Annotated in this window: 2 protein-coding genes; both read right to left on the reverse strand. The window is 64.9% G+C overall.

All coding sequences use genetic code 11. The features are described from left to right. Positions 1-75: 75 nt before the first annotated feature. The gene (locus tag Q0C59_RS02145; RefSeq protein WP_291211033.1) at positions 76-3,153 is read right to left on the reverse strand and encodes an efflux RND transporter permease subunit; all 3,078 of its coding nucleotides are present in this window, start codon (positions 3,151-3,153) and stop codon (positions 76-78) included. Between the two features lie 24 nt (positions 3,154-3,177). Beyond that, a partial coding sequence (locus Q0C59_RS02150) for an efflux RND transporter periplasmic adaptor subunit (RefSeq protein ID WP_291211035.1) occupies positions 3,178-4,185 on the reverse strand: 1,008 nt, incomplete at its 5' end.

Here is a 4,185-nt window from a genome sequence, read left to right on the forward strand (position 1 = left end):
GGGACATTCGCGGAGCAGAGCGCCGTGCGCTCACGAGCCCGCGAGATGCAGGCAAGAAACACCACGCCCGAAAAATCACTTCGCCGGAACCACCTCAACATGCCCATCCAAAGGCACAGGAGGCTGATGCGACTTGGTGCGCGACAGCAGCGAATACATGGTCGGCACCACGAAGATGGTGAGCAAGGTCCCCACGCTCATGCCGCCCACGATCACCCAGCCAATCTGCTGGCGGCTCTCGGCGCCTGCGCCACTGGCCAGGGCCAATGGAATTGCGCCCAACACCATGGCGCCCGTGGTCATGAGGATGGGGCGCAAACGCAAGGCCGCCGAGCGTTTCACCGCCTCCAGTTTTTCAACTCCTTGCTCGCGCAACTGGTTGGCGAACTCCACGATCAGGATGCCGTGTTTTGTGATCAGGCCCACCAGTGTGATCAGTCCAATCTGGCTGAACACATTCAATGTGCCGCCCGTCAACTTGAGCGCCAGCAAGGCACCCAGCATCGACAATGGCACGCTGAGCATGATGATCAGCGGATCGACAAAACTCTCGAACTGGGCGGCCAGCACCAGATAGATGAACAACAACGAGAGCGCAAAAACAATCGCCAGCGAACCCGACGAATTGCGGAACTCGCGGCTCTGGCCGTTGAGGTCGGTGGTGTAGCCCGCGGGCAGCAGCTCGCTCGCCGTGGTGTCCATGAAGTCCAGGGCTTCGCCCATCGAATACTCGGGCGAGAGGTTGGCCGTGATGGATGCACTGCGGCGTTGCCCGAAGTGGTTGAGCTCACGCGGCACCACCACCTCCCGCGTGGTCACCAGCGACGCGAGTGGAATCATGGCGTCGCCGCGCCCGCGGACGAATAGGCGGTCAATGTCTTCGGGTGTGCTGCGATTCGCCGACACCATCTGCACCACCACGTCGTACTGCTCGCCATCGCGCTTGTAGCGCGTCACGGTGCGCCCGCCCAGCATGGTCTCCACGGTGCGCGCAATGACGTCCACCGTCACACCCATGTCGGCCGCGCGCTCGCGATCCACGTCCATGCGGATCTCCGGCTTGTTCAGGCGCAGGTCGGTGTCCACCTGCACGAAGCCCGGGTTCTGCGCAAGCTTGTCCTGGAACTGGCGCACCACACGAGACAGGTTCTCGTAGCTGTCACCGGTCACGATCACGTAGTTGATCGGGCGCTCGCGAAAGCCCTGACCGAGCGATGGCGGCGTGATGGGGAACGCGCTGATGCCGGGCAAGGCGGCGATCTTCGGCGCCAGTTCACGCGCGATGTCCATGGTGGTGCGCTCGCGCTCCTCCCAAGACTTGCCGCGCATGATCACACTGCCCTGCGCCACCGAGGGGTTGCCCACGATGGTGAAGATGCGGTCCAGCTCGGGGATGTCCGCGGTCATGCGCTCGATGGCTTCAGCGTACTTGCGGGTGTAGGCCAGCGTGGCGCCGTCGGGGCCGTTGATTGAGGCCAGCACAACGCCGCGATCCTCCATGGGGGCGAGTTCCTGGCGTGTGCTCTGCAGCAGCAGCCAGCTGCCCGCCGCACTGGCCAGCATCACCGCAACCACCAGCCAACGCACGTTCAGCGTCCAGCCCAGCAGACGCGCATAACCAGCGCTGAGAGCGGTCAGGCGCCGCTCCATGAAACTGTCGAAACGCCCTGGGTTGGGGTTGTGTCGCAGCAGCTTGGAACACATCATGGGCGAGAGGGTGAGCGCCACGAATCCGGAGACCACCACCGCACCCGCCAGTGCGAGCGCAAATTCGGCGAACAGACGCCCGGTTCGACCGGGCGTGAACGCCAAGGGTGCGTACACCGCGGCGAGCGTGAGCGTCATGGCCACCACCGCAAAGCCGATCTCCCGTGCACCCTTGATGGCCGCCTCGAACGGCTTCATGCCTTCTTCAATGTGGCGGTAGATGTTCTCCAGCACCACGATGGAATCGTCCACCACCAGTCCGATGGCCAGCACCAGCGCCAGCAGCGTGAGCGTGTTGATCGAGAAGCCGAACAGCGCCATCAGCGCGAAGCAGCCAATCAGGCTGACAGGAATGGTCACCAGCGGAATGATCGAGGCACGAAACGTCCGGAGGAACACGAAGATCACCAGCGCCACCAGCACGGCCGCCTCGGCGATGGTGGTGTACACGGCCTTGATGGAACGGTCGATGAAGATCGAGTTGTCGTTGGCCACCTCCACGCGCACGCCCTCGGGCAGATCGGCCACGATGCGCGGCAGCATGGCCTGAACACCGGCAGAGAGGTCCAGCGGGTTGGCGGTGGACTGGCGGATCACACCGAGCGAAATCGCTTCGCGCCCGTTGTAGCGCACCGAGGTACGCTCGTCTCGCGGCGCCTGCTCGACGCGGGCCACATCACCGATGCGGATGGTCTGGCCATTCACGGTGCGCACGCCGATCTCGCGGAACTGCTCGGGTGTCTGCAGATCGGTGGCCGCGGTCACGTTGAATTCGCGCTGCGCACTCTCGATGCGCCCAGCCGGCACTTCCAGGTTGGAGCGCCGCAGGGCGTCCTCCACGTCCTGCACCGTGAGGTTGTAAGCGGCCAGGCGATCGGCATCGAGCCAGACGCGCATGGAGTAGCGCCGCTCTCCGAAGATCCGCACGTCGGCCGCGCCCGGTGCGGTTTGCAGGCGCGGCTTCACCACGCGGTTGGCCAGGTCGCTGAGCTCCAGCGAGGTCATCGCATCGGAGGTGAGCGCCAGCCAGATCACCGGCTGGGCGTCGGCCTCCACCTTCGCAATCACCGGCTCGTCCACGTCCTGCGGCAGGCGCTGGCGCACACGGCTGACCTTGTCGCGCACATCCGCCGCAGCCGAGTCAGGGTCGCGCTCCAGCTTGAAGCGCACCGTGATCTGGCTCTGCTCCTGGCGGCTGATCGAGGTGATGATGTCCACGCCCTCGATGCCCGCCAGCGAGTCCTCCAGCACCTTGGTGACCTGCGTTTCAATGACCTCGCTGGAGGCTCCGCCAAAGTTCGTGCTCACCGTGACGTTGGGCTCGTCGATGCGCGGGTACTCCCGCACGGTGAGGCCACTGAACGCCACCGCTCCCACCAGCAAGATCAAGAGCGACAGGACCGTCGCGAACACCGGGCGCCGAATGGAGATTTCAGGCAGCTGCATGGGGAATTCCGTTGTTCAAAAAACTCAGGGCGTGGCTGGTTTGCCGCCCTGGGGCGCAGCTTCGGTGGTCCGGGCCATGTTGACCACGCGCACAGCGGTGCCATCGCGCTGCAGGCGCTGCTGACCCGCCACCACCACCGTGTCGCCGGCGGCCACGCCCTTGACGATCTGCACTTCGGCCCCCCGGCGCACCCCGGCCTCGACCTCGACGCGGCGCGACACCAGCTTCTTCGCATCGCCCTGCCCCTGCTCATCGAGCAAAAACACAAACTGCTTGCCGCCCTGGGGGACCATGGCTTCTTCGGGCACCACCAACGCAGCGTCGTTCACCGAGAACACAATGAGCACCCGGGCGAACATGCCGGGGCGCAGGTCGGCACCCGATGACCGGGGCATGACCGCACGCACCGAGATGGAGCGGCCGTTGGCGTCGAGCAGCGGATCGACCGCCAGCACCGTGGCTTCAAACGTTTTGCCTGGCAATGCATCGAGCTGCACCTGCACCACTTGCCCAGAGGCGATGCTGCTCTGGTAGCGCTCGGGGAGTCGGAAATCGACCGTGAGCAGCGAGGTGTCTTCCAGGTTCACCAGGTCGTCGCCGTCTTTCACGTACTGACCCAGGTTGATGCTGCGCAGTCCCACGGTCCCGTTGAACGGCGCCGTGATGCGCATGCGCTGCATGCGCGCCGTGGCCAGGGCCACCTGGGCTTCGGCCACCTGCAGGTTGGCCAGGCTTTCTTCCACCACACGCGTGGCCACGAAGTTCTCGGCGACCAACTCCTGATTGCGTTTGAGGTTGGCACGGGCAATCGACAGCTGGGCCTGCGCCTGACTGAGCTCGGCGCGCTGCAAGGTGTCGTCCAGTTGCACCAACAGTTGTCCGGCCCTGACCTGCGCACCATCGGCAAAGGCGATGCGGGCCACTCGACCACTGACCTCGGGTTTGAGGGTGACACTCTGGCGCGATCGCAATGTGCCCACCGCCTGGGCATCGTCCTGCAGGCGCACGGCCTTGACCTTCGTCACTTCGAC

Origin of the sequence: Hydrogenophaga sp., from assembly GCF_022844385.1 — a bacterium.
Taxonomy (GTDB): Bacteria; Pseudomonadota; Gammaproteobacteria; order Burkholderiales; family Burkholderiaceae_C; genus Hydrogenophaga.

Coding starts and splice junctions, on each gene's coding strand:
- Q0C59_RS02145 (WP_291211033.1), bottom strand. CDS start 3,153: ATGCAGCTGCCTGAAATCTCCATTCGGCGCCCGGTGTTCGCGACGGTC.